The sequence below is a fragment of the Rhizobium sp. TRM95796 genome, assembly GCF_025779995.1.
GTDB lineage: Bacteria > Pseudomonadota > Alphaproteobacteria > Rhizobiales > Rhizobiaceae > Rhizobium_E.
On sequence record NZ_JAOXHE010000001.1, the window covers coordinates 1192686 to 1218435 of the forward strand.

At 62.9% G+C, this 25750-nt stretch carries 19 protein-coding genes; 15 read left to right on the forward strand and 4 right to left on the reverse strand.

Going from position 1 to position 25750, the window contains the following annotated elements:
• Positions 1-93 precede the first annotated feature (93 nt).
• The 3 genes from OCK01_RS05660 to OCK01_RS05670 all read left to right on the forward strand — a co-directional run bounded on the left by OCK01_RS05660 (position 94) and on the right by OCK01_RS05670 (position 4640).
• Positions 94-1194 (forward strand): efflux RND transporter periplasmic adaptor subunit, encoded by a 1101-nt coding sequence (locus OCK01_RS05660; RefSeq protein ID WP_412178975.1) that lies wholly within the window; start codon positions 94-96, stop codon positions 1192-1194.
• A gap of 12 nt (positions 1195-1206) precedes the next feature.
• Entirely contained in the window at positions 1207-4311 is a 3105-nt protein-coding gene (locus OCK01_RS05665; protein ID WP_263823045.1) for an efflux RND transporter permease subunit, read from the forward strand.
• Positions 4312-4493: 182 nt separating this feature from the next.
• The gene (locus OCK01_RS05670; RefSeq protein ID WP_182828600.1) at positions 4494-4640 is read left to right on the forward strand and encodes a DUF1127 domain-containing protein; all 147 of its coding nucleotides are present in this window, start codon (positions 4494-4496) and stop codon (positions 4638-4640) included.
• A gap of 69 nt (positions 4641-4709) precedes the next feature.
• Here OCK01_RS05670 and OCK01_RS05675 read toward each other — a convergent pair whose 3' ends face one another.
• Positions 4710-5252 carry a hypothetical protein gene (locus OCK01_RS05675; protein WP_263823046.1) on the reverse strand — a complete coding sequence of 181 codons (543 nt, stop codon included), beginning with the start codon at positions 5250-5252 and terminating at the stop codon, positions 4710-4712.
• Between the two features lie 198 nt (positions 5253-5450).
• A complete protein-coding gene (locus tag OCK01_RS05680; RefSeq protein ID WP_263823047.1) occupies positions 5451-6518 on the reverse strand; it encodes a cadherin domain-containing protein in 1068 nt (355 codons plus the stop codon).
• Positions 6519-6665: 147 nt separating this feature from the next.
• Between OCK01_RS05680 and OCK01_RS05685 the strand changes: the two genes are divergently transcribed.
• The 10 genes from OCK01_RS05685 (at position 6666) to OCK01_RS05730 (ending at position 18645) form a co-directional block, all read left to right on the forward strand.
• Positions 6666-7685, forward strand: coding sequence for a helix-turn-helix domain-containing protein (locus tag OCK01_RS05685; RefSeq protein WP_263823048.1), 1020 nt, complete (start codon positions 6666-6668; stop codon positions 7683-7685).
• A gap of 195 nt (positions 7686-7880) precedes the next feature.
• Positions 7881-9755 (forward strand): diguanylate cyclase, encoded by a 1875-nt coding sequence (locus OCK01_RS05690; RefSeq protein ID WP_263823049.1) that lies wholly within the window; start codon positions 7881-7883, stop codon positions 9753-9755.
• Between the two features lie 110 nt (positions 9756-9865).
• Positions 9866-11035, forward strand: a complete 1170-nt coding sequence (locus tag OCK01_RS05695; protein WP_263823050.1) for an MHYT domain-containing protein — start codon at positions 9866-9868, stop codon at positions 11033-11035.
• 185 nt (positions 11036-11220) lie between these two features.
• Complete coding sequence (locus OCK01_RS05700) at positions 11221-12084, forward strand: FAD binding domain-containing protein (protein WP_263823051.1); 864 nt, start codon at positions 11221-11223, stop codon at positions 12082-12084.
• A gap of 10 nt (positions 12085-12094) precedes the next feature.
• Complete coding sequence (locus OCK01_RS05705) at positions 12095-12595, forward strand: (2Fe-2S)-binding protein (protein ID WP_263823052.1); 501 nt, start codon at positions 12095-12097, stop codon at positions 12593-12595.
• Positions 12592-15012: an aerobic carbon-monoxide dehydrogenase large subunit gene (locus OCK01_RS05710; protein ID WP_263823053.1), complete on the forward strand. Its 2421-nt coding sequence runs from the start codon at positions 12592-12594 to the stop codon at positions 15010-15012. Before OCK01_RS05705 ends, OCK01_RS05710 begins: the two co-directional genes overlap by 4 nt.
• 209 nt (positions 15013-15221) lie before the next feature.
• Entirely contained in the window at positions 15222-16100 is an 879-nt protein-coding gene (locus OCK01_RS05715) for an AAA family ATPase (RefSeq protein ID WP_263823054.1), read from the forward strand.
• Entirely contained in the window at positions 16097-17302 is a 1206-nt protein-coding gene (locus tag OCK01_RS05720) for a vWA domain-containing protein (RefSeq protein WP_263823055.1), read from the forward strand. Before OCK01_RS05715 ends, OCK01_RS05720 begins: the two co-directional genes overlap by 4 nt.
• Positions 17303-17313: 11 nt before the next feature.
• Entirely contained in the window at positions 17314-18183 is an 870-nt protein-coding gene (locus OCK01_RS05725; RefSeq protein WP_263823056.1) for an XdhC family protein, read from the forward strand.
• A 3-nt stretch (positions 18184-18186) separates the two neighbouring features.
• Positions 18187-18645 carry an SRPBCC family protein gene (locus OCK01_RS05730; protein ID WP_263823057.1) on the forward strand — a complete coding sequence of 153 codons (459 nt, stop codon included), beginning with the start codon at positions 18187-18189 and terminating at the stop codon, positions 18643-18645.
• Between the two features lie 18 nt (positions 18646-18663).
• Here the strand turns inward: OCK01_RS05730 and OCK01_RS05735 are convergent, their stop codons facing one another.
• Complete coding sequence (locus OCK01_RS05735) at positions 18664-19383, reverse strand: FadR/GntR family transcriptional regulator (protein WP_263823058.1); 720 nt, start codon at positions 19381-19383, stop codon at positions 18664-18666.
• 86 nt (positions 19384-19469) lie between these two features.
• Positions 19470-20246, reverse strand: a complete 777-nt coding sequence (locus OCK01_RS05740; protein ID WP_412178976.1) for an SDR family NAD(P)-dependent oxidoreductase — start codon at positions 20244-20246, stop codon at positions 19470-19472.
• Positions 20247-20541: 295 nt separating this feature from the next.
• Between OCK01_RS05740 and OCK01_RS05745 the strand changes: the two genes are divergently transcribed.
• Both OCK01_RS05745 and OCK01_RS05750 read left to right on the forward strand, forming a co-directional pair.
• Positions 20542-22380: a calcium-binding protein gene (locus tag OCK01_RS05745; RefSeq protein WP_263823060.1), complete on the forward strand. Its 1839-nt coding sequence runs from the start codon at positions 20542-20544 to the stop codon at positions 22378-22380.
• A gap of 173 nt (positions 22381-22553) precedes the next feature.
• Positions 22554-25733 carry a type ISP restriction/modification enzyme gene (locus tag OCK01_RS05750; RefSeq protein ID WP_263823061.1) on the forward strand — a complete coding sequence of 1060 codons (3180 nt, stop codon included), beginning with the start codon at positions 22554-22556 and terminating at the stop codon, positions 25731-25733.
• Positions 25734-25750 lie beyond the last annotated feature (17 nt).

Genomic DNA, 25750 nt, shown 5'->3' on the forward strand with positions numbered 1-25750 from the left:
GGGCGTCCGCCGCCACCGAATTTCTCCGAATTCAGACAACCGATTGAAGGTAAGACGATGAAAAAAATCGCCCTCGGACTGACGGCCTTGGCCATGTCCGCCATGATCGCCTCGCAAAGCTTCGGCCAGCAGCAGCAGATGCCGCCGACAGCCGTCGGCGTTGTGACCCTGAAGACCGAGGCTGTGCCGGTGATGAGCGAATTGCCCGGCCGCATCGCCGCCACCCGCACGGCGGAGGTGCGCGCCCGCGTCACCGGCATCCTGCAGGAGCGCGTCTTCGAACAGGGCAGCCTGGTCAAGGCCGGTGACGTGCTCTACCGGATCGACCCGAAACTGTTCAAGGTGCGCGTCGCCAGCGCCCAGGCCACGCTTCAGCGCGCGGTCGCGACGGAAAAGAATGCTCGTCAACAGCTCGAACGCCAGGACCAGTTGCGCAAGCGCAACGCGGTCTCCGAGGTCGAATACGACAATGCCGCCGTCGCCGCCGCCCAGGCCGCCGCCGATGTCGCATTGGCGCAGGCTGCGCTGGATGAAGCGACGATCAACCTCGATTACACCGAAGTGCGCGCCCCGATCACCGGCATCATCGGCGGGGCGCTGGTGACCGAAGGCGCGCTCGTCACCGCCGACAGCACGCAGAATCTGGCGCAGATCCAGCAGATCGATCCGGTCTATGCCGACTTCACCCAATCGGTCGACGAAATGCTGTCGCTGAAGCGGGCCGTCGAGGCGGGCCGCCTCGAAAGCCCCGCCCCTGGTCAGGCCCGCGTCGAACTGGTCTTCGACAGCGGCGATATGTATGCGGAAAAAGGCAAGCTGCTGTTTTCGAGCGCCAGCGTCGATGAAACCACGGGCCAAATCACGCTGCGCGCCGAATTCCCCAATCCGAAAGGCGATCTGCTGCCCGGGCAATATGTCCGCATCCGCATCGAACAGGCCGTCAACAAGGACGGCATTCTCATTCCGCAGCGCGCCGTCATCCGCACCCAGGATGGCCGGGCCCAGGTCTATGTCGTCGGCGAGGGCGATGTCGCCCAGCTGCGCGACGTGACCCTCGGCGCCGTGATCGACGCGCAATGGACCGTCGAGAGCGGCCTCAAGGGCGGCGAACGCATCGTCGTCGACGGCGTCTCCAAGGTCCAGCCCGGCGCGAAAGTGGCTCCCGAAGCCGCCGCCGCCCAGCCCAAGAACTAAAGGCTCGTCCTGATGGCACAATTCTTCATTCAACGACCCATTCTGGCCTGGGTGTTTGCGATCTTCATTTCGATCGCAGGCCTCATCGCCCTGCCCTTCATGCCGATCGCGCAATATCCCAACGTCGCGCCGCCGCAGCTGTCGATCTCGACCAACTTTCCCGGGGCTTCCCCGCAGGAAATCTACCAGAGCGTCACCCAGCCGATCGAAGAAGAGCTCAACGGCGTCGACGGCCTCCGCTACTTCGAATCCACCTCGGACTCGTCGGGCCGCATTTCCATCGACGCCACCTTCGTCTCCGGCGCCAATATCGACCAGGCGCAGGTGGATGTTCAGAACGCCATTCGCCGCGTCGAGCCGCGTCTGCCGCAGACCGTCACCCAGCAGGGCATCGAAGTGCAGCAGGCCGGCTCCGGCTTCCTGATGGTGGTGGCCATCACCTCCACCGACGGCCAGCGAGACGCCGTGGCGCTCGGCGACTATTTCAGCCGCAACATCATGGGCGAACTGCGCCGCATCGAAGGCGTCGGCAATGTCCAGCTGTTCGCCGCCCAGCGCGCGATGCGAATCTGGATCGACCCCGACAAGATGGTCGGCCTGAAGATGACGGCGTCCGACATCACCGCCGCGATCACCGCCCAGAACGCCCAGGTCGCCGCCGGCCAGATCGGCGCCGCGCCCAATCCCATCAACCAGGACCTGACCGCCACCGTGCTGGTCAAGGGCCAGCTGACCGATCCCAAGGAATTCGCCAATATCGTGCTGCGCGCCAATCCGGATGGATCGACGGTGCGTCTGCGCGACGTCGCGCGGGTGGACATCGGCTCCGAAAGCTACAGCTTCTCGAGCCGGCTGAACGGCAAGCCCACCGCCGCCGTCGGCGTCCAGATGAGCAGCGGCGCCAACGCCGTGGCCACCGCCAACGCGGTGAAGGCCAAGATGGAGCAGATCAAGGGCTTTTTCCCGGCGGGCATCGACTATGCCGTGCCCTATGACACCAGCCCCTTCGTCTCCGCCTCCATCGAAAAGGTCGTGCACACGCTGATCGAGGCCGTGGCGCTGGTCTTCGTCGTCATGCTGATCTTCCTGCAGAGCTTCCGCTACACGGTCATACCGACGCTGGTGGTGCCGGTGGCGCTGCTCGGCACGCTGTCGATCATGTATGTCAGCGGCTTCTCGGTGAACGTCCTGACGATGTTCGCGATGGTTCTCGCCATCGGCATTCTCGTCGACGACGCCATCGTCGTGGTCGAAAACGTCGAACGCATCATGGCCGAAGAGGGCTTGTCGCCCAAGGAAGCCACCAAGAAGGCCATGGGCCAGATCACCGGCGCGATCCTCGGCATCACGCTCGTGCTCGCCTCAGTGTTCATTCCCATGGCGATGTTTCCGGGATCGACGGGCATCATCTACCGCCAGTTCAGCCTGACCATGGTCGTGTCGATCCTGTTTTCGGCCTTCCTGGCGCTGTCGCTGACCCCGGCGCTCTGCGCGACCTTCCTCAAGCCCATTCCTCAAGGGCATCATGAGAAGAAGGGGCTTGCCGGCTGGTTCAATCGCGGCTTCGGCCGTCTGACCAACGGATATGGCCGCGGCGTCACCGGCATCGTCGGTCGCGCCGGTCGGCTGATGATCGTCTATCTCGCCATCGTGGCGGGCCTCGGCTATCTCTTCATCCAGCTGCCCGGCAGTTTCGTGCCGAACGAGGACCAGGGCTTCCTGATCGTCAACATCGAAGGTCCGGCCGAATCGAGCAACAACCGCACCGTGGCGACGCTCGAACAGGTCGAGAAGATCTTCCGCGCCGAACAGTCGGTCGAAAACATCGTCGCCATCCAGGGCTTCAGCTTCTCCGGCACCGGCCCCAACGCCGCCCTCGCCTTCGTGACGCTGAAGGACTGGTCCGAGCGCGGCGACGGTCAATCGGCGCAGGACATCGCCAACCGCGCCAACATGCAACTGTTCGGGCTGAAAGACGCCATGGCCTTCGCGCTGTCGCCGCCGCCCATCCAGGGTCTCGGCACGTCCAACGGCTTCTCCTTCCGCCTGCAGGATCGCGGCGGCAAGGGACAGGCGGCGCTGCAGGCGGCCGCCGGCCAGTTGATGGCCCAGGCCCAGCAGAGCGGCATGATCGTCGGCGTGCGTCCCGAAGGCCTGCCGGATGCGGCCCAGGTGTTGCTCAGCATCGACCGCGAAAAGGCCAACACGTTCGGCGTGACCTTCGCCGACATCAACAACACCATCACGGCCAATCTCGGCTCCAGCTATGTCAATGATTTCCCGAACTCCGGCCGCATGCAGCGGGTGATCATCCAGGCGGGCGAAACGAGCCGCCTGCAGACGGAGGATCTCCTGAAGCTGAACGTCCGCAACGCCAGCGGCGGCATGGTGCCGCTTTCGGCCTTCGCCGACGTCAAGTGGCAGCGCGGTCCCGCCCAGGTCATCGGCTATAACGGCTATCCCTCCGTCCGCATCTCGGGCATGGCGGCGCCGGGCGTGGCCTCGGGCGCGGCGATCGAAAAGATGCAGGAACTCGCCCGACAGCTGCCCGAAGGCTTCGGCTATGAATGGACGGGCCAGTCGCTCGAAGAGCTGCAATCGGGCTCGCAGGCGCCGTTCCTGTTCGGCTTCTCGATCCTGTTCGTGTTCCTGCTGCTCGCCGGCCTCTATGAAAGCTGGTCGATCCCGCTGTCGGTGATGCTGGTGGTGCCGCTCGGCGTCATCGGCGCGGTGCTGGCTGTGTTCCTGCGCGACATGCCCAACGACATCTACTTCAAAGTGGGCCTGATCGCCATCATCGGTCTTTCCGCCAAAAATGCGATCCTGATCGTCGAATTCGCGAAAGACTATTTCGCCGAGGGCCGCAGCCTCAAGGATGCGGCCGTGGAGGCGGCCAAGATCCGTTTCCGCCCGATCATCATGACCTCGCTGGCTTTCGCCCTCGGCGTCGTGCCACTCGCCATCGCAACCGGTCCGAGCGCGGCCAGTCAGAACGCCATCGGCACCGGCGTGCTGGGCGGCATGATATCGGCGACGATCCTGGCGATCATCTTCGTTCCGGCCTTCTTCGTCTTCGTGCTCAGGTTGTTCAGGACGAAGCGCCCGACGCATGTCTGATACGCCGCATGTCGGTTGAGCAAGGGCCGCCCCTCGGGCGGCCCTTCGCATTTTTACCATTCGGCAATAATTGCTATGCATGCAATGCATATTTGCCGCGCGATCGTGGCTGTTCATTCCTTGGGCGCCGGCGCCTATATCACGGGCGTTGAATAGATGCCGAAAAGGCCAAGGATAACAAAATGAGCTTCATGAAAAGACTGAACGACTGGCGCAAATATCGCCAGACCCTCTCCGAACTCGGCCGCATCAGCGAACGCGAGTTGCAGGATCTCGGCCTGCGTCGCGCCGACATCGAAGCGGTGGCGCGCGGCGAAATCCGCCGCTGACGTCATCCGCGATTTTTGGATCGCCCTACGACATATCGGGGCGATCCCTTTCCGGCCTTCGTCCGACGATCATTTGCCCGTCATGATCACCTCGGTCCGGGAAATGGCGGTTTCCCCGGCGCTATAGCCGCCACTCTCTGCATTGAGCGTCATCTGCTCCCGCCCCCAGGCCTCGATCCATCCCGCCGCCGCGTCATCCTTGTTCCGGAGAATGACCGACAAGGTGTAAGCCTTGTCGCAACCCTGCTTGCCGCAATTGAAGTGCAGCACGCCTGCCGCCCGGATCTTGCCCTTTTCGACGACGACCGCGCCGCGCTCCATCGCGCTTTGATAGCGGGAGGCTGAAAACCTGTAGACGCCCGGCGCGGTCTCCGCCCTGTCGTCAGGAACGCCGCTCATCGCCTCGTTGACGACCTCCCAGAGCGGCGTCGCCCGCCCCAGCCACGTCACTTTCTTTTTCCCGGCGAAAGCCCGCAGGGCCGGCTTGAAGTCCTTGGCCCAGAGCAGCGTGTTCGCCGTCTGGCAGGCGCTTGCGGTCGACAAGGCGCAATCGTCCGCCAAGGCGCCGGATGCAGCGACCAGCAAGGCGGCGGCAAGGATGTATGTTCGCATGGGGATCTCCTGAAAGCGCATCGACCGAAATCGCCGTAAATTCTAGCCGGTATGACGGAGAAAGCCACTCAGGAGCGAACAACGCATGGGAATTCATAGAAAAAAGCGGGCGGACGTCACACGTCCGCCCGCGACGAGGCGCGGGATACAGGGGTGGACCCCGCGCTCATCTCCAAGGCTGTCGCCTGATCGAGAGGTTCAGAGGAAGAAGTCGCCGGCGTCCAGCTTGGAAATGCTGAGAACATCGATGGAAAACTCGGCCTTGCCATCGCCATCAACATCCGCCTGCACCGTGACGCCGTTCTTGGAGTCGGTGAAACGCAATTCACCGGCTGTCTTGCTGAACCCATCGCTGCCGATGAAGTCAAAATCCTGGTTGCCGCGCCGAGAGGTGTCGGCGTCCAGCGCTCCCAAATTGATATGCTCGTAGCGAGCGCGGGCAAAATCCGTGATCACGTCGCGACCGGAGGCATTGGCGGTGGAGTCGGCGAGGCTCTTGAAGATGAAGTCGTCGTCGCCATTGCCGCCGGTGAGGCGGTCCTTGCCGATCCCGCCGATCAACTGATCGTCGCCATTGCCGCCGGACATCCTGTCGTTTCCAGCCATGCCATGGATGATGTTCATCGAGGAGTCGCCCACAAGAACATCATTCGCGTTGGTGCCGAGCAAGCGTTCGGCGACATCGCGCACTTCAATCGTGAATGTCTGTGTCGAGACGCCGCCCGCAAGGTCTTTCGCCTGGATGACGATTTCGTAACTCGATTGTTTTTCGTAGTCGAGCTTACCGCTCACATAGAGCGAAGCGGTCCGCAAAGGATCCTGAGCGAGCTTAAACGGCGTGTTCTCAGTGAGCAGAGAATAACGTATGATCGGCATATCTTCCGGATCTTGCGCCGATACGGTTATATACGGAATATTCTTCGTAACATTCTCGTTGATCGACAAACTCGACAGAGTTATGCTGTGAGGCGGAAGATTAGCGCCGAGAACTTCCAGAGTGTCGTCCGCGAATTTGATCGTTTCGATGCTGTCGATGATCTGGACGCCATCCGGCGCGCCCTTGCGAAGATCGATCACTGAACCTGTGACCAAACCGTTGTCTTTGGTCAAAGCCAACTCATAGTGCTTTGCCGCGCCTGTGAGGACGAGAGTATCTGTTCCGGCCCCACCATAGAGCCGATCCTGTCCTTTGCTGGCGAAGAATCGGTCACTCGCAGTCGTTCCGAAAAGGGTGTCGTCGCCCTTGGAACCTCGTTTGACAGCCATGTTCATCTCCCTGCATGCGTCGAGTTTTACCGCGCAGGTTTTTAACGTGAACCATCAATCAGGCGTTATGCGTAGAATCCCATAGGCTAGGGATCTTTTTTGCATCCCGTTCCAATGTTAAGAAAAGCTTATTTGGAAAGGATATCCGTGGCGTCGGAAAACTACCCGCATTTGGCGAAGAGGCGGTTCAGCACCGACATGGTCGCTCCAAAACACCGCTTCGAGGCGTTTCGCAGTCGGATCAACACGATGTTCGATATGGAGCGGCTGCCGACGTCCGACACGACCGCCGAATTTTGCGGAGCGATCGACAGCGTCAACCTCGGTTCGGTTCTCGTCAGTTCCATGCGCACCAAGCCCTTCCAGCATTCGCGCTCCCGGCGGCGGCTTATGCGTGATTTCGTCGATCACATGCTGCTGCGCGTCGATTTGGATCCGGACAGCCTCTCCGGTAGCGGCCTAGGGCTGAAGATCATCGATCTCGGCCAACCCACACAACCTGACATTACGCCGGGGCAGAATGTCTCGGTCGTCATTCCTCGTCGTTTGCTGGGCGACGCTGCGGATGCGGCCGCCAGCCGCCATGGTTTGGTTCTGCGCGACGGCGCCGCGCTCGTCTTGGCGGATCACCTCCAATCCTTGATGCGCCACGCCGAAGGATTGTCCCCCAATGCGGGCCTGGGCCTTGCCGAAGTCACGCCGGCGCTGGCTGCGGCCTGTCTTCGCCCGACCGCGGACAATATCGTCAGGGCGCGCCGCGAACTGTCAGGCGTGGCGCTGAACCGGGCCAGACGGGTGATAGAAGATCATCTGCATGCGCCGGATCTGACGCCCGATTTCGTTGCGCGCGCCGCCGGCCTGTCACGCTCGGCGCTCTATCGCTTGTTCGAGCCGGCCGGCGGCGTTGCCGCCGTCATCCGCGAAACCCGACTGCGCGCGGCTGCGCGCATTCTGGCGCGGGCCGAGACGACCCTGCGAATTGCGGACGTCGCCGAACATTTCGGATTTTCGAGCGAGGCGCATTTCAGCCGCGCCTTCAAGGCGTATTTCGACTGTACGCCTCGAGACCTGCGCTTCGGTGGTCGCGCCGAGACGTCGTCGACGCAGCCTGGGCTGGATGCAGATCCACTCTCCCCAGTCTTTCACAAGTGGTTGCGACTTATCTGACGTCTCGCAGTCACGACCGATAGCTCGGCGCCGAACCAGCCTGTACCGGGATCGAAACTCTTTACCCATCATGCAAAATGATAGGGCGGTTCGGTAACCAACAATTCGTAAGTTCATCGTCATATAAGCCATTAGACATAGACTGCGAGTGTTGGCGTGAGCGCATTTTGGAACCATGTCCTGGCGAATTGCGCCATGATACTCTTCGTCATTCTGGCCTGGACGAATTTCGCGCCCCGGCGCGAAGGAAGCCCCCTGGCCGACAAGCTCAAGCTCGGCGTCGTCTTCGGTCTGGGCGCGCTCGCCGTGATGACCCGGCCCATCGAGGTCGACACCGGCGTTTACATCGATCTCAGAACGATCCCCATCTCCATCGCCGGGCTCGTCGGCGGTTGGCCCGGCGCTCTGGTCGCAACCGTCATCGCAGGGGCGTATCGTCTCTGGCTGGGCGGGGCCGGCGCGGGACCTGGTCTCGCCGTGATCGGACTTGTCGCCGCCATCGGCGCGGGAGGCTCGCTCCTGCTCGCCGGCCGCATCGCCAGCCTTCGTGAATCGATCTTGTTCTCCTTTTTTGTTTCCGCTTGCGACCTGTTCGTCGTCATGATTCTGCCGCTCAATTCCAATGTGGCGGCCCTTCATCGGGAGGCGCCTCTCTGGATCCTGATCGTCTTCGTGACCACCAGTCTCGCGACTTTGGCGACCTTCAACGAATTGAGGCGGCGACAGACCGACAAGCGGTTGAAGATGTGCGAGGCGGTGATCCAGTCGCTTCCGGAAAGCCTGAACGTCAAGGATAGCCAGGGGCGATTTCTGCTGGCCAATCCCGCAACGGCGGCGCTGATGCGCGCAGGCCCCGTGAATGCGCTGCTCGGTCGCAGCGACCACGATTTCTATCCCGCCGAACTCGCCGATCGCTTTCAGGCCGAGGAGAGAAACATCCTGGCCTCCGGCAGGGCGCAAATGATCGAGCAGACCATCGCCTGGCGAGGATCCGACCCGATCATCCTGTCGACCCTCAAGGCCCCGCTCTACGACGACGCCGGCGAGCTCGTCGGCATCATCACGCACAACCGGGACCTGACCGAAAAGAGGAAGCTGATCCAGGCTCTCGCCGACAGCGAGAAAATCGCCCAGGCGGCGCTCAGCAACATGGCGGACGGCCTGATCATGTTCGACGCAGATCTCAAGGTGATCTTCTGCAACGAGCGGTATCGCTCCATGTTTCCGCTGACCGCAGACCTTCGCGTACCGGGCGCCCATGCTCGGGATATCCTCGAGGGAGCGATCCAACGTGGCGAGTTCATCGGCATTCCGCCCGACGGGAAGGAGGATTTCATCGAGGCGGCGATTGCGAAACTCCGGCTCGCGGGCACGGTCGAATTCCGGCTCGAGGACGGGCGCTGGATCGAATCGCGCACGACCATTTCCGAAGATGGCGGTTGCCTCGTCGTCTGCTCCGACATTACCCGCGCCAAGCGTGACGAGCAGAAACTCCGCGACCTCAACGAAAAGCTCGAAGAGATGGCGATGACGGACAGCCTGACCGAGTTGCTCAACCGCCGCGCTTTCGACGCGTCCCTCGTCGCTGAAATGGACAGATGCCGCGAGGTCGACGGCGACCTCAGCCTGCTGCTCATCGATGTTGATCGTTTCAAAGCCTATAACGACACCTATGGCCACACCGCCGGCGACGAATGTCTTCGGCAGGTCGCCCGGGTGGTGCGCGGCGCGGCGCGCCGTCGCGGCGACCGGGCCGCCCGTTATGGCGGCGAGGAGATGGCGGTGATCCTGCCGAACACGACCGCCTCGGATGCGGTCACGATAGCGCAAGAGTTGCGCAAGCGTGTGCGCGCCCTCGATATTCCCCATGTCGGCAGCGAAAAGGGCGTGGTGACGGCAAGCATCGGCGTCGCCGTTTTCCACTCCGCCGAAAAGCAGTTCACGCCCGCCCAATTCGTCGGATTGGCGGACGCCGCTCTCTACGACGCAAAAGCGGCAGGCCGCGACACGGTTCGTGGCGGCGATAGAGAAGCGCCCGAGCACGACCGGGTCAAGATGGGCGGCCACTAGCCGCAGCGCCGCATTTATCGCTCGCCGAACTTGCCAGTCGCGCGCCTTCGCCTGTATTCTCTTTCCTGGGAGGAAGCGCGCGGCGGGGAGGCTGCGCGTGAAGACATCATATGCTGGCAGGCCACAATCCCTATCTCGTGGCGCTTTCCCTGGCGATCGCGGTTCTGGGCGGATATACCGGCCTCGGCCTCGCGGGCCGCATTCTGGGCAAGACCGATCTGCAACGCCGCGCGCTTCTGGTGGGCGCGGCCGGCTTTCTGTCGACCGGCATCTGGACGATGCATTTCATCGGCATGCTGGCGGCGCCCTTGCCCGTCGACGTCGCCTATTTGGTGTTGCCGACCATCGTGTCCTTTCTGATCTGCGCGCTGGTCGTCGGCGTGTCGATCTTCTTCGTGGTCGGCAGCCGTCCCGGCGCGTTCGGGACCGGACTTGCGGCGCTGCTGCTCGGCGTCGGCATCTGTTCGATGCATTATGTCGGGATTCACGGGCTGGCGGGTTCTTTCGCTATCGAACACGACCCGTTGAAAGTGCTGCTGTCGGTGGTGATCGCCATCGCCACCGCCTATGGCGCGCTGCGGATTTTTCTCGATCCGCAGGTCGGCCTGCGGCTCGCTCTTTCCGCCGTGGCCTTCGGATTGGCGGTGTCGGGCATGCATTACACCGCCATGTGGGGCATGCATATTGTCCCCGCCGGCTCCGGCCATGACATGGCGGCGATGGGCGCGAGCTTCCAGATGTCCTCGCAATTCGTCTCGCTGGTCGTCGCCTGTCTGTGCTTTTTCGTCACGGCCGGCTTTCTGTTGTTCCTGTTGCCGGAGCAATGGGGAAGCGCCGAGCCTCAACCCGCGCTCGCGGCCGCCGATGGAGCCGCGATCGGAGAGCCGCCGGCAATCGACCCCGATCCGACGCCGATGCCGGCGCAGCGCGGTCGGATCGAGCGCATCCCGGTGCAGAGCGGCGGGGCGACGCAATTCGTGCCGGTCGGCGACGTTAGGTCGATCAGGGCGGATGCGCATTACACCTGGGTGCATGACGGCAATCGCGAGCGCATGTGCGGCTGGTCGATTTCCGAAGCCGAGGCGCAACTCGATCCGACCATGTTCATCCGCGTCCATCGCAGCCATATCGTCGCCATGCCGCATGTGACGCTCGTGCGCAAGGAAGGCGATGCGGCGGTGGTGGAGCTCGATGGGCCCCATCCGCATCAGGCCCCAGTCAGCCGCGCCCGCGTCGCCGAGGTCAAGGCCCGGCTCGGCATGACCCGCAGCGGCGCCTGACGGCCACCTTCCCACGATAGGTAAGAAAGACTGACGCAGTTCGTGCGCGGATAGCCGCATTTCGTGCAAAACGCCGCGTTTCGTGACGCCCGCCGCCGGCTCGCCTTGCCGAAAACGAGGTTGGGACACAGGCTCCTCCAACACCCGCGTCGGGAGCGCGGCGTGCCCATCATCTGGAGGAGAAGATGATCCCGGGTTCTTTCGACTATCACCGCCCGTCGAGCGTGGCGGACGCGATCAAGCTATTGGCCGATCTCGGCGAGGAGGCGCGGCCGCTCGCGGGCGGCCACAGCCTCATCCCCATGATGAAGCTGCGCATGGCCTCGCCGGAGCATCTGATCGATCTCGGCGGGATCGAGGCGCTGAAGGGCGTCTGTCGCTCCGGCGCCGACATCGTCATCGGCGCCATGACCACCCAGCACGAGCTGCTGCAATCCGCCGAGATCGCGCAATCGCTGCCGATCCTGCATGAGGCGGCGAAGCTGATCGCCGATCCACAAGTGCGCTATTGCGGCACGATCGGCGGCAATGTCGCCAATGGCGACCCCGGCAACGACATGCCGGCGCTGATGATCACGTTGGGCGCCCACTATCGCCTTGAAGGGCCGAACGGGACGCGCGACGTCGCCGCTCGCGATTTCTACGAAGCTGCCTACTTCACCGCGCTCGAACCGGGCGAGATCCTGACCGCGGTGTCGATCCCGTCGCCGGCCGAGAGGCATGGCTATGCCTATGAGAAGCTGAAGCGCAAGGTGGGCGACTACGCCACTGCCGCAGCGGCCGTGGTGCTCACCATGGAGGGCGGCAAGGTCGCCGCATGCGCTATCGGCCTCACCAATCTCGCCGACATCCCGCTTCTGGCGGAAGAGGCGGCGGCTTCGCTGATCGGCTCCAGTCTGGACGACGCATCCATTGCGCGCGCCGCAGACCTGGCGCGGTCGATCATGGCCCCGGCGGCGGATGCCCGCGGCCCGGCCGAGTACAAGATCCATGTCGGCGGCATCATGGTCGCCCGCGCGATCCAGCGCGCCGCCGCGCGCGCGGCCTGAGGAGGTTCAAATGGCGAAAACCCATATCAAGATGACCGTCAACGGCGCCGAGATGGAGGGACTGGCCGAGCCGCGCATGCTGCTCATCCATTTCATCCGCGAGACGCTGTCGCTCACCGGCGCCCATATCGGCTGCGAAACGTCCCATTGCGGCGCCTGCACCGTCGATATCGACGGACGCTCGGTCAAAAGCTGCACCGTCTTCGCCGTGCAAGCCAATGGCGCAGACATCACCACGATCGAAGGCATGGCCAATCCGGACGGCGCGCTGTCGGCGCTGCAGGAAGGCTTTCGCATGATGCATGGCCTGCAATGCGGCTTCTGCACGCCCGGCATGATCATGCGCGCCCACCGGCTGCTGCAGGAAAACCCGAACCCGACCGAAGAGGAAATCCGCTTCGGCATCGCCGGTAATCTCTGTCGCTGCACCGGCTACCAGAACATCGTCAAAGCGATCCAATACGCCGCCGCCAAGCTGAACGGCGCCGATTTCCAGGAGGCCGCGGAATGAACGACATGACACCCACGCGCGAACAGCGCGAAGCCCGCCTCGAAGGCATGGGCTGCAAGCGCAAGCGGGTCGAAGACATCCGCTTCACCCAGGGCAAGGGCAACTATGTCGACGATGTGAAGCTGCCCGGCATGCTGCATGGCGATTTCGTCCGCTCGCCGCATGCCCATGCCCGCATTAAGTCGATCAACACGGAAGCGGCGCTGAAAGTGCCCGGCGTGCTGGCGGTGCTGACCGCCGAAACGCTGAAGACGGTCAATCTCGCCTGGATGCCGACTTTGGCCGGCGATGTGCAGATGGTGCTGGCCGACGGCAAGGTGCTGTTCCAGAACCAGGAAGTCGCCTTCGTCGTCGCCACCGACCGCTACGCCGCCGATGACGGCATCGCCGCGGTCGAGGTGGAGTATGAGCCGCTCGACGTGCTGGTCGATCCCTTCCAGGCCATGGCGGAGGACGCCATTGTCCTGCGCGAGGATCTCGCCGGCAAGACCGTGGGCGCGCATGGCCCCCGCAAGCATCACAACCACATTTTCGAATGGGCCGTCGGCGACAAGGACCTGACCGACGCCGCCTTCCGCAAGGCCGATGTGACGGTGAAAGAGATGATCTCCTATCACCGCACCCATCCCTCGCCGCTCGAAACCTGCCAATGCGTCTGTTCCTTCGACAAGATCAAGGGCGAACTGACCATCTGGGGCACGTTCCAGGCGCCGCATGTGATCCGCACCGTGGTGGCGCTGATCGCCAAGATCCCGGAACACAAGATCCATGTGATCGCGCCCGATATCGGCGGCGGTTTCGGCAACAAGGTCGGCGCCTATCCCGGCTATATCTGCGCGGCGGTCGCCACCATCGTCACCGGCAAGCCGGTGAAATGGGTGGAGGACCGGATGGAAAACCTCACCACCACCTCCTTTGCCCGCGACTATCACATGACCACCGAAATCGCCGCCACCAAGGAGGGCAAGGTCACCGGGCTGCGCGTGCATGTGCTCGCCGATCACGGCGCCTTCGACGCCTGCGCCGATCCGTCCAAATGGCCGGCCGGCTTCTTCAACATCGTGACGGGGTCCTATGACTTCCCGGTCGCCCATCTGGCGGTGGACGGCGTCTACACCAACAAGGCGCCGGGCGGTGTGGCCTATCGCTGCTCCTTCCGCGTCACGGAAGCCGCCTATTGCATCGAGCGCGGCATGGACATCCTCGCCCAGAAGCTCGGCATGGACCCGGCCGAACTCCGGATGAAGAACTTCATCAAGGCCGAGCAATTCCCCTATCACTCGGCGCTCGGCTGGGAATATGACTCCGGCGACTATCACACCGCCATGGCCAAAGCGATGGAGACCATCGATTACGCCGGCCTCCGCCGCGAACAGGCGGAGAAACGCGAAGCCTTCAAGCGCGGCGAGACGCGCGAGATCATGGGCGTCGGCGTGTCCTTCTTCACCGAGATCGTCGGCGCCGGCCCGTCGAAGAATTGCGACATTCTCGGCATCGCCATGTTCGATTCCTGCGAGATCCGCCTGCATCCCACCGGCGCCGGCATTGCCCGCGTGGGCTCCAAGAGCCAGGGACAGGGACACGAGACGACCTGGGCGCAAATCATCGCCACCGAAATCGGCATCCCCGCCGACGACATCATGGTCGAGGAAGGCAATACCGACACCGCGCCTTACGGCCTCGGCACCTATGGCTCGCGTTCGACGCCGGTGGCCGGCGCAGCCATCGCCATGGCGGCCCGCAAGATCAAGGCCAAGGCGCAGATGATCGCGGCCTATCTGCTCGAAGTGCACGAGGACGACCTCGAATTCGACATCGACGGCTTCCGGGTCAAGGGCCTGCCGGAAAAGTTCAAGTCAATGAAGGAGATCTGCTGGGCGGCTTATAACTCCGTGCCGCCGGGCATGGAGCCGGGACTGGAGGCGGTCAGCTATTACGATCCGCCCAACATGACCTATCCCTTCGGCGCCTATTTCTGCGTGATGGACATTGATGTCGACACCGGCGTCTACAAGGTCCGGCGCTTCTATGCGCTGGATGACTGCGGCACGCGCATCAACCCGATGATCATCGAAGGCCAGGTGCATGGCGGCCTCACCGAAGCCTTCGCCATCGCCATGGGCCAGGAGATCCGCTACGACGAGATGGGCAATGTGATGGGCGGGTCCTTCATGGATTTCTTCATCCCCACCGCCGTCGAAACCCCGCATTGGGAAACGGATTTCACCGTCACGCCCTCGCCGCATCACCCGATCGGCGCCAAGGGCGTCGGCGAAAGCCCGAATGTCGGCGGCGTGCCGGCCTTCTCCAACGCCGTCAACGACGCCTTCGCCTTTCTCGGCGCGACCCATATCCAGATGCCGCATGACCACTGGCGCAACTGGAAGGCCGCACGCGATCTCGGCGTGGCGGCGTAGAGCGCGGCCATGACTTGGCGGTCCGTCAAGATCATCGGGAGCCGGTTGGAAAAGAACCCCTCCCCAACCCCTCCCCACAAGGGGGAGGGGCTAAGCCGGCCTTGCCAGTGTCACTCATTGGCGGGAAAGACGCAGCTGCAGGGTCTCTCCCCCCTTGTGGGGGAGATGGCCGGCAGGCCAGAGGGGGTTTTATCGCCCTGGTTTGCATCATGACCCCTATCCCCCGCCCCGACATCGCCTCCCGCCTCACCGCCGCCGGCTATATCCCCGACAGCGAATTGGTGACCGCCCTCCAGCTGATGCAGATGCTGGGCCGCCCCCTGCTGCTCGAAGGCGAGGCAGGCGTCGGCAAGACGTCGGTGGCCACTGCCCTCGCCGAGGTCCATGGCGCAGAACTCATCCGGCTGCAATGCTATGAGGGGCTGGATCAGGCTGCCGCGCTCTATGAATGGAACTATCAGCGGCAGTTGCTGGCGATCGAGGCCGGTCGCGGCCGCGATGTCGACGCTCTCGCCGACGACGTGTTTTCCGAAAAATACCTGTTGGAGCGGCCGCTGCTGAAGGCCATCCGCAGGGCCTCGCCGCCGGTGCTGCTGATCGACGAGATCGACCGCGCCGACGAGGAATTCGAGGCCTTTCTGCTGGAGCTGCTCTCCGATTATCAGGTGACGATCCCCGAACTCGGCACGATCAGGGCCACGTCCGTCCCGCTCGTCGTGCTCACCTCCAACGGAACACGCGAACTCTCGGATGCGCTGCGCCGCCGCTGCCTCTATCACTATGTCGACTATCCCGATGTCGATCGCGAGGCGCGGATCATTCTCGCCCGGATCCAGACTGCCGGCGCGTCGCTTGCGCTCGCCATCGCCCGCATGGTCGAAGCCATCCGCAAGGAGGATCTGCGCAAGGTTCCCGGCGTCGCCGAAACGCTGGATTGGGCGGTGGCGCTTTCGGGCCTCGGCGTCGAAACCCTCGGAGACAATCCCGAGATTGTGCATGAAACGCTGCTGTGCCTGCTCAAAACCCGCGAGGACCGGGCGCGGATCACGCCCGAAGTCACCGCGCGTCTGGCCGGGAGGGTCGCATGAGCTGTTGCGGAACGCCCCTGACCTCAGAGGAATCCGATCATGTCGACCGCGTGATCGCCGAACGCCTCGCCGCTTTCCTGGCGACGCTGCGCGACAACGCTTTCGCAATCGGCCTGAGGGAAGCGCAGGATGCGGCGCTCCTGATGGCGAAAGGCTTCGCTGCTGCGCCCGGGCAATTCCGATCCGCGCTCAAACATCTGCTCACCAGCCGGCGCGAGGAATCGCAGCGGTTCGACGGTCTGTTCGACGCCTTCTGGCTGGGCAAGCGGGTGAAGCGCCGAAGCCTCGTCTCAGCGAGCAGTGGTCCTGAGGCCAATCCGGCGATGAAATCGCTGGCAGACCGCGCCGCAAGCGCCTCACAGGCGGGCGGCGCCGATCAGGTCCCCGTCTCGGGCGAAACAGAGACGGAAGACGGCGCGACCGGCCGCATGGAGGGCGCCTCGGCGATAGAGACGCTCGACCGCACCGATTTCAGAAAACTCTCCGACCCCGAGGATATCGCCCGCGCCCACGCCATCGCCGCCCGGCTCGCCCGGGTGATGCGCACGCGGCTGACGCGGCGCGACGAGATGCGGGCCAAGGGCCGTCGGATCGATCTCCGCCGCACCATCCACGCCAATATCAGCCATGGCGGGGCCGCGCTCGATCTCGTCTGGCGGAAGCGCAAGGTCAAGCCGCTGCGGCTCGTGGTGCTGCTCGACGCCTCGGCCTCAATGCAGGCCTATACCGGCGTTTTCCTGCGCTTCATCCATGGCGTGCTCGACGAGTTCCGCGAGGCCGAAGCCTTCCTGTTCGACACCCGTCTCGCCCATGTCTCCTCGGCGATGCGCGAGCGCGATCCAGCCCGCGCGCTCGATCGCCTCGGCCTGATGGCGCGCGGCGCGGGCGGCGGCACCCGCATCGCCGAAAGCCTGGCGACCTTCAATCGCTGGCATGCGGCTCGCGTCATCCATTCCCGCACCTGCGTGATGATCGTCTCCGACGGCTACGAGACCGGCGACGCGAGCGCCCTCGGACAAGAGATGGCGCAGCTTGCGCGCCGCTGCCGCCGCGTCGTCTGGCTCAATCCGATGCTGGGCTGGGACGGCTATGAGCCCCGCGCCGCCGGCATCAGGGCCGCGCTGCCTTACGTCCAGCTGCATGCGCCGGCCCATACGCTGGCCTCGCTCGCCGATCTCGAACCCTATCTCGCCCGCCTGTGAGGACAGAACCGATGACCGTTCACGTCGACGTCATGGACATCATGTCGAAGCTGAAAGCCGCCGAAGAGAGTTTCGCGGTCGCGACCGTGGTGCGCACCGTCTCCGTCACCGCCGCCAAGGCCGGTGCCAAGGGGGTGATCCGCCCGGATGGAACCATCGTCGCCGGCTGGATCGGCGGCGGCTGCGCCCGCGCAGCGGTGCTGAAAGCGGCGCGGCAGGCGCTGGCCGACGGCCAGCCGCGCCTCGTCTCCATCCAGCCGGAGGACCTGCTCGCCGATCAGGGCCTGAAGGGCGGCGAGGAGCGCAATGGCGCGACCTTTTTCGTCAATGGCTGTCCGAGCAAGGGCTCGATGGACATTTTCATCGAGCCGGTGCTGCCCAAACCGGCGCTGGTGATTTTGGGCGCTAGCCCGGTGGCCTTGGCGCTCGCCGCGCTCGGCCGCCAGTTCGGCTATCACGTCGATCTCGCCGCGCCGCATGCCGATCTGACCGTCATCCCCGACGCCGATCGCGTGACCGACGGCTTCTCACCGTCCGCGCCCGACCAAGGCAAACGCTATGTCGTGGTCTCCACGCAAGGCCGCGGCGACCGCGCGGCGCTGGAAGCGGCGCTTGGCATGGAGGCGGACTATTGCGGCTTCGTCGGCAGTCGCAAGAAATTCGCGACGCTGTCGAACTCCATTCTCACGACTCTACCCGTTCCGAGCGAGGACCGGGCCCGGCGGCTAGGCGGCGTCAAGGCCCCCGCCGGGCTCGATATCGGCGCCATCGCGCCCGATGAGATCGCGCTCTCCATCCTCGCCGAAATCGTCGCCGTCAGGCGCGGCCGCCAGCGGGCGGAACTTGACAGTCACATACAGGACGCCAACAGGGAGGAATAGACAATGGATATGAACGGCAGCGAGATCATCGCCGCGCCCGTGGACACGGTCTGGCAGGGGCTCAACGATCCGGACATCCTCCGCCAGTGCATTCCCGGCTGCGAGGCCCTCGACAAGACGTCTGACACTGACATGACCGCCACCGTCGTGCTGAAGATCGGTCCGGTGAAAGCCCGCTTCGAAGGCGCGGTTCAGCTTTCCAACCTCAACCCGCCGCATTCCTACACCATCTCGGGCGAAGGCAAGGGCGGCATGGTGGGCTTCGCCAAGGGCGGCGCCGATGTGACGCTGACTGCGCAGGCCGACGGAACTACGCTTCTGAGCTACACGGTGAAAGCCGATGTCGGCGGCAAGATCGCCCAGCTCGGCGGCCGCCTGATCGACTCCACCGCCAAGAAGCTCGCGGCGCAGTTTTTCACCAGCTTCGGGGAGAAAGTGGCGGGCGAAGCGCAGGCGGCGTGAGTTTCACCTGGCGGCGTCTCAGCCGCCGCCGCCGCGCGCCGCCAGCGAGCGGCGCACATCTTCCTCCGCCAGATCCAGCAATTCCGTGATCGCGGCGCGCGCGCCCTCTTCGTCGCGCGCGGCGATGCAGTCGCAGACGCGTTTGTGCAGCGGCAGGGAGGGCCGCTGGCCGAGCGGATTGTCGTCCGACAGGCGAAAGCTGATCACCATCGCCGTCTCCGTCAGCGCCGCGAGCGAACCGACCAGCTCATTGCCGGTCATGCGCAGAATGGCCTGGTGAAAGGCGAGATCGGCCTCGGTGAAACGGTCATTGTCGTCGGCGGCCTGCTCCATGCGTTCATAGAGCGTGTAGAGTCTGGCAATGTCGTCGGGCGTCCGCCGCCGGGCCGCCAGCGCGGCGGCCAGCGGCTCGATGCCGCGGCGGAGTTCGAACAGCGCCCGCGCATCCTCATGCGACGAGGTCGAGCCATACCGCCATGCGAGCACGTCGGGATCGAGGAAATTCCATTCGCTGCGGTCGCGGATGCGGGTGCCGATCTTGGGCCGCGATTCCACCATGCCTTTGCCGGCCAGCACCTTCATCACCTCTCGCATCACCGTGCGGCTGACGCCATGGGCCGCGCCCCAGTCATCGGCGTTCGGCATGGGATCGCCGGGCGCAAGCTCGCCGCGCACGATGGCGAGGCCGATCTGCTCCAGCACCTTGGCATGCAGGCTGGCCACAGCCGACCCGGCCATTCGGGAACTCTGAAATCGCATTGCGCCGCCTCCGCCTGATTCTTCATACGATATGAACAATCGGCAATGACGACGTCAAGCGCCCATCACACCCAGCCGCCGTCGACGATGAATTGCTGGCTTGTACACATGCGGCTGTCGTCCGCGGCGAGAAACAGCGCCATGCTGGCGATGTCGTCGGCATCGAGCCGGCCCGGCAGGCATTGCCGCGTGTCAATCTGCCGTTCGCCCTCCGGCGTCAGCCACAGCGTCTTCTGCCGCTCCGTCATCACCCAACCAGGGACGAGACAGTTGACGCGGATGCGCTTCGGCCCGAATTCGCGGGCCAGCGCCCGGGTCAACCCATAAATCCCGGCTTTCGCCGCCACATAGGCCGGACAATCGGGATCGCCGACCATCCAGGTGATCGAGCCGAGATTGATGATCGAGCCGCCGCCGGCCTCAGTCATCATCGGCGCCACGGCCTGGGCGGCGAAGAACTGATGCCGGAAATTCACCGCCATGCGATCGTCCCAATAGGCGACGCTGACGTCTTCGGTCTGATGCCGGTCGTCATTGCCGGCATTGTTGCACAACACCGATATCGGCCCGCAGACGTCTGCGGCCTCTTCGATCGCGCTGCGTAAAGCCTCGATATCCCGGAGATCGCAGGGGATGAACAGCGGCGCGGCCAGCCCCTCGCCGACCAGTTCGGCGACAAGCGCCCGCGACGCCTCTTCGGCGATATCGACGAAGGCGACGCGCGCGCCCTGCCGGCAAAACCGCCGCACCAGGCTTTCGCCGATGCCGCCGCCGCCACCGGTGATGAAGACGGAGCGCCCGGCCAGGCTGGGATAGTGAGCGAGCGTCGAGATCGGAAGCATCATCGTTCTCCTGAGCATGACAATGGTCGCCCGCTTTAGCGACCCAAGATGACGGTTTTGCTTCGGCCGGGCGGACGGGCGCCGAGTCTGTCATTTTCTATTCGTATGAATAATACGAATAATGTCATTCCTCTGTCATTTCCAGCCATTACCAACTGCGCATGTCGAGGCCGCGACCGAATTTTCCCAAAGGTCGGCCAGCCGCGAACATCGGCTGATCCCGCATCGGCTGCCGGTATCGCCGCCCATGACGGGCGGGACCATTCACTTGTTTTTCGATCTGACGGAGCGATCCATGTCTGAGACCCAAACCTGGCGCCTGGCCAGCAAAACCGATTACGACTATCTCGATTCGAACCTGTCGGGCCTTCGCTTCACGCAAGGCCTGGTCTGGAACGCCGACGCCAATGAATGGATTTCATCCTGGCAATACGGCATGGCGCGGCTCGACGCTGATTTCAATTTCCTGCAGACCACCGGCTCGATCGATCTGTCCAACTTCGACATCAAGACCGGCATCCCGGCGGAACTGGCCGCGATGGGCTTCGACCATATCGGCGACATCGATTATTATGACGGCCGCGTCTATATCTCGCTCGACAGCGAGGAAGGCGATTACCAGAACGGCCATGTCGCCGTGCTCAACGCCTCCGACCTCAGCTACACAGGCGAACTGTACGAGCTCAAGGGCGATCCCACCAATGAACATGACGACGTCGCAAGCTGGGTGGCTGTCGATGGCGAGGCCGGCGTCGGCTATGGCAAGGAATGGCAGTCGGGCGACACGATCAATGTCTATGATCTCGACGACTGGAGCTTCACCGGCACGCTGCAGATGGACAAGAGCCTGAAGAACATCCAGGGCGCCAAGGTGCTGGACGGCGTGATGTATATGGCCGCCCATGATTCCACCCGCTCGGTCTACAGCCTCGATCTCTCCACCGGCCATGTCGAAGAACTGTTCCAGCTGCCCACGCCATCGGGCGGACGCACCGAAACCGAAGGTCTCGAAGTCCGCAAGAATGACAAGGGCGAGGTGGAGATCACCGTCGAGCTGATCATCGATCCCAGCGGCGACAATGAAGGCGACGCCTATACGCGCCTGTTCACCTATGTGCTCGACGACAGCGGCTCAGGCAATGCCGACCTGCACCATGCCTGGTCGGTCAACACCGGCTCGGACGCCACGGATGCCGAAGACTATGCGCTGACGCTGCGCGAAGCCTTCGCCAAGCTTCCAGAGGGCGATTCCATCCGCTTCGCCGCCGCCCTCGCCGGCGAGACGGTGACGGTGGAGACCGACTCGATCACCGTCACCCGCGACGTCGCCATCAGCGGCGCCATCGCCGAGGGCGTCACCCTCGCCAGCCATTTCGCGACGAGCGCGCTCACTGTCTCCTCCGGCGTGTTGACGCTCGACGCGGTGAATGTGATCGATGGCGATGCGGGCGTGAGCATCACGGTCTCCGGCGGCTCTGTGGCGCTCGAGCATGGCGCGACGGTGGAAACCATTTCGACCTCGGTCGACGACTTCCATCTCGTCAAGGGCGCGGCCAACCTCACCCTCGCCGGTTCGGCCGTGACCGGCTACGGCAACGCCGCCGCCAACACGCTGACCGGCAGCGACCGGGCCAACCATCTGCTGTCAGGCTCTGGCGACGACATCGTCGCCGGCAACGGCGGCAACGACATCCTCGAGGGCCAGGCCGGCGCCGACACGCTATCGGGCGGCGCAGGCCGCGACTTCCTGATCGGCGGCGCCGGCGCCGACAGGCTCGACGGCGGCGCGGGTTATGACCAGCTGTCGGGCGGCCAGGGCGCCGATGTCTTCGTCTTCGCGAGCGGCGACAGCTCCAGCAGGCTGAACGCGGCCGATGTGATCTACGACTTCTCCGGCCGCGCCGGCGACATCCTCGATCTCAGCGCCATCGACGCCAACAGCAACCGCAAGGGCGACCAGGCCTTCAAATTCATCGGCTCCGACGCCTTCTCCGGCCATGCCGGCGAACTCCGCGCCTTCACCCGCGACGGCGACACCTATCTGGCCGGCGACACCGACGGCGACGGCAAACGCGACTTCGCCCTGCATCTGTCCGGCGCGGTGTCGCTCACGGCGGATCAGTTCGCGCTCTGAGCCGTCCCCGCCCAAAAAAGACGCCCCGTCAGCGATGGCGGGGCGTTTTCATGCGGACGGCCTGCCGCTGTGACAACGAGGGGCCGCATCCAGTCGTTTCGGTGAACCGGCGTCAGAAAGCCACTACCGAAAGCTGAGCCTTCCGGTTAATGTCACCCGCGCAGGGGGACCGCATGAGCCAGCAGCTGATCAATCAATATTTGAATGAAATCGACCGTTTGCGCAAATTTTCCGGCTCTGTGACGGAAGGCGTGATCTCTGAGGCTTTCAAGGATTTGTTGAAGACTTGGGCGCGTCAGCTCAACTGGCAGTTCGCCGCGCAATACGAATTCGCATCCAATCAGAAGTCCCGAATCCGGCCGGACGGCACCATCTTCCATTCGATCGGCCTTCCCTTCGGCTATTGGGAGGCCAAGGACACCGCCGACGATCTCGACGTAGAGATCCGCAAAAAGCTCGCCAAGGGCTATCCTCAGGACAATATCATTTTCGAAAACTCCCACACCGCCGTGCTCATTCAGGATCGGGCCGAGGTGCTGCGTTGCGCGATGACCGATAACGGCGCGCTGCTGAAGCTGCTGACATTGTTCTTCGGCTATGAGCGGGCGGAAATCCGCGAATTCCGCAAGGCGGTCGAGGAATTCAAGACCTATCTGCCGCATGTGCTGGGCGCGCTACGATCCAGGATCGAGACCGCCTATGCCGACAACGCGCCCTTCAAAGCGGCGGCGCAGAAATTTCTCGAAACCTGCAAGGAAACGATCAATCCGACGCTGACGGAAGCCGATGTACGGGAGATGCTGATCCAGCACATCCTGACCGAGGAAATATTCGCCAATGTGTTCAACGAAGGCGACTTCCACCACGAAAACAACATCGCGCGCGAGCTCTACGCGCTCGAAGGCAAGTTCTTCACCGGCGCGGTGAAGAAGGAGACGCTGAAGGGTCTGGAGCCCTATTACGCCGCCATACGAGCCAATGCCGCACAGATCACCAGCCATTCGGAGAAACAGACGTTTCTCAAGGTGATCTACGAAAATTTCTACAAGGTCTACGACACCAAGAAGGCCGACCGTCTGGGCGTGGTCTATACGCCGAACGAGATCGTCAAATTCATGATCGAAGGCGCCGACTGGCTATGCGAGAAGCATTTCGGCAAGAATCTCATCGACCCGCATGTCGAGATCCTCGATCCGGCCACCGGCACCGGCACCTTCATCTGCGAATTGCTCGATTATTTCCGCGGCGACCCGAAGAAGCTGGCCCACAAATACAAGAACGAACTGCACGCCAATGAAGTGGCAATCCTGCCCTATTATGTCGCCAACCTGAATATTGAAGCGACTTATGCGGCGATCTCGGGCCAGTTCGCGGAATTTCCCAATCTCTGCTTCGTCGACACGCTCGACAATGTCGAAGGCCTCGGCATCCGCGCCGGCCACCAGCACGACATGTTCGCCGCGCTCTCGGACGAGAATATCGAGCGCGTGAAGCGGCAGAACGCTCGAAAAATCTCGGTGATCATCGGCAACCCGCCTTACAACGCCAACCAGCAGAACGAGAACGACAACAACAAGAATCGGGCATATCCGCGCATCGACGAGCTGATCAAGTCGAGTTACATCCGTCTATCAACGGCGCAGAAGACCAAGGTCTATGACATGTATGCCCGCTTCTTCCGTTGGGCGTCGGACCGCATGCATGATGATGGCGTGCTCGCTTTCGTCACCAATCGCTCCTTCATCGACAGCCGCACCTTCGACGGTTTCCGCAAGGCGGTGGCGGAGGAATTTCATGAAATCCACGTCGTCGATCTCGGCGGCGACGTCAGGGCCAATCCGAAACTGTCGGGCACCAAGCACAATGTCTTCGGCATCCAGACCGGCGTTGCCATCTCCTTCCTCGGCAAGCGCCGCAAGCAAAAGGGCTGCAAGATTTTCTATGTCAGGCGCCCGGAATTCGACACAGCCTCCGAAAAACTGAGTTTCCTCGGCGCTTCCAAACTCGCGACGTTGAAATGCGAGCGCATCGAACCGGACAAGAAGGGCAACTGGATCAACCAGACAGACAATGACTGGGAAAGTCTTATTCCTGTTGCAGATAAGAAAACCAAGACAGCTAAGACGTCCTCGCAAGAACGGGCTATCTTCCGGTTGTTTTCGTTAGGCATTGTGACGAACCGAGACGAGTGGGCTTACGGTGAGACAGAGGACACCCTGCTAAACAAGGTTTCCCACTTCGTGGGCGTCTATCAACGGGACACGGATTTTTGGCACCAACTACGAAGGAGTGAAAGGTCTAATTTTAGTATTAACCGTGAGATTAAATGGACATCGGAGCTAGAAAGACACCTGCAACGCCGCACCCCTATTAAGCTGAGCAAAAATGCCATATATAAATCCAACTATCGCCCATTTGTTCATCGATTCACATATTTTTCGCCTGTCTTCACACACAGGCCTTATCAAAATTTTGAATTTTTTCCTTTTCAAAACTCAAAAAATCTTGGAATTTCTGTCAGCGTTGAAGATCGTGTGCCTTTCGCGGCATTAGCAACCAATGCTGTGCCGAACAAAGATCTCTTTCTTCCTAATGCTGCGCAGTTTCTTCCCCTCTACCGCTACACGGCCACCGGTGAGCGCATCGACAACATCACCGACTGGGGCCTGAAGCAGTTTCACAAGGCTTATGGGCGCGACGGCCTGCGCTCAGTCGATCCGCAAGAGATGTCGGCGGAGCCTACTGCGGCGGTCCCGCAATGCAAGGCGTCCGCCGGCAATCGCGCGCTCGGCAAGCAGGACGTTTTCCACTATGTCTATGCCGTGTTGCATGACCCCATCTATCGCGAAACCTACGCGCAGAACCTGAAGCGCGATTTCCCGCGCATTCCCTTCTATCCCGATTTCTGGGCCTGGGCTGGCTGGGGCGAAAAGCTGATGGCGCTGCATATCGGCTATGAAACGGTCGAGCCTTTCGCAGTTACTCGAATCGACACGCCAGACGCCGGCGCCCGCGCGGCCGGCCTTGCTCCCAAGCCGATTCTCAAAGCCGATCCCGCCGCCGGGGTGATCCGCATCGACAGCGAAACCACCCTTTCCGGCATCCCCTCTCAAGCCTTCGCCTACCGCCTCGGCAACCGCTCTGGCCTCGAATGGATCCTCGACCAGTACAAGGAAAAGACCCCGAAGGACCCGACCATCCGCGAGAAATTCAATACTTACCGCTTCGCCGATTACAAAGAAAAGGTCATCGACCTCATCGCCCGCGTCACCGAGGTCTCCATCCAGACCATGGAGATCACCGACGCCATGAAAAAAGCGCGCCGCGCCAAGACGGCCGCAAGCATGGAATGATGGATTGGCTGACAGGA

Excerpts from the sequence above, each read along its gene's own strand:
- OCK01_RS05715 (WP_263823054.1), top strand. The coding sequence starts at position 15,222 with ATGACCCCTATCCCCCGCCCCGACATCGCCTCCCGCCTCACCGCCGCC.
- OCK01_RS05680 (WP_263823047.1), bottom strand. The coding sequence starts at position 6,518 with ATGGCTGTCAAACGAGGTTCCAAGGGCGACGACACCCTTTTCGGAACG.
- OCK01_RS05750 (WP_263823061.1), top strand. The coding sequence starts at position 22,554 with ATGAGCCAGCAGCTGATCAATCAATATTTGAATGAAATCGACCGTTTG.
- OCK01_RS05700 (WP_263823051.1), top strand. The coding sequence starts at position 11,221 with ATGATCCCGGGTTCTTTCGACTATCACCGCCCGTCGAGCGTGGCGGAC.
- OCK01_RS05690 (WP_263823049.1), top strand. The coding sequence starts at position 7,881 with ATGATACTCTTCGTCATTCTGGCCTGGACGAATTTCGCGCCCCGGCGC.
- OCK01_RS05665 (WP_263823045.1), top strand. The coding sequence starts at position 1,207 with ATGGCACAATTCTTCATTCAACGACCCATTCTGGCCTGGGTGTTTGCG.
- OCK01_RS05735 (WP_263823058.1), bottom strand. The coding sequence starts at position 19,383 with ATGGCCGGGTCGGCTGTGGCCAGCCTGCATGCCAAGGTGCTGGAGCAG.
- OCK01_RS05720 (WP_263823055.1), top strand. The coding sequence starts at position 16,097 with ATGAGCTGTTGCGGAACGCCCCTGACCTCAGAGGAATCCGATCATGTC.
- OCK01_RS05710 (WP_263823053.1), top strand. The coding sequence starts at position 12,592 with ATGAACGACATGACACCCACGCGCGAACAGCGCGAAGCCCGCCTCGAA.
- OCK01_RS05705 (WP_263823052.1), top strand. The coding sequence starts at position 12,095 with ATGGCGAAAACCCATATCAAGATGACCGTCAACGGCGCCGAGATGGAG.
- OCK01_RS05745 (WP_263823060.1), top strand. The coding sequence starts at position 20,542 with ATGTCTGAGACCCAAACCTGGCGCCTGGCCAGCAAAACCGATTACGAC.
- OCK01_RS05730 (WP_263823057.1), top strand. The coding sequence starts at position 18,187 with ATGGATATGAACGGCAGCGAGATCATCGCCGCGCCCGTGGACACGGTC.
- OCK01_RS05675 (WP_263823046.1), bottom strand. The coding sequence starts at position 5,252 with ATGCGAACATACATCCTTGCCGCCGCCTTGCTGGTCGCTGCATCCGGC.
- OCK01_RS05725 (WP_263823056.1), top strand. The coding sequence starts at position 17,314 with ATGACCGTTCACGTCGACGTCATGGACATCATGTCGAAGCTGAAAGCC.
- OCK01_RS05695 (WP_263823050.1), top strand. The coding sequence starts at position 9,866 with ATGCTGGCAGGCCACAATCCCTATCTCGTGGCGCTTTCCCTGGCGATC.
- OCK01_RS05670 (WP_182828600.1), top strand. The coding sequence starts at position 4,494 with ATGAGCTTCATGAAAAGACTGAACGACTGGCGCAAATATCGCCAGACC.
- OCK01_RS05660 (WP_412178975.1), top strand. The coding sequence starts at position 94 with ATGTCCGCCATGATCGCCTCGCAAAGCTTCGGCCAGCAGCAGCAGATG.
- OCK01_RS05740 (WP_412178976.1), bottom strand. The coding sequence starts at position 20,246 with ATGCTTCCGATCTCGACGCTCGCTCACTATCCCAGCCTGGCCGGGCGC.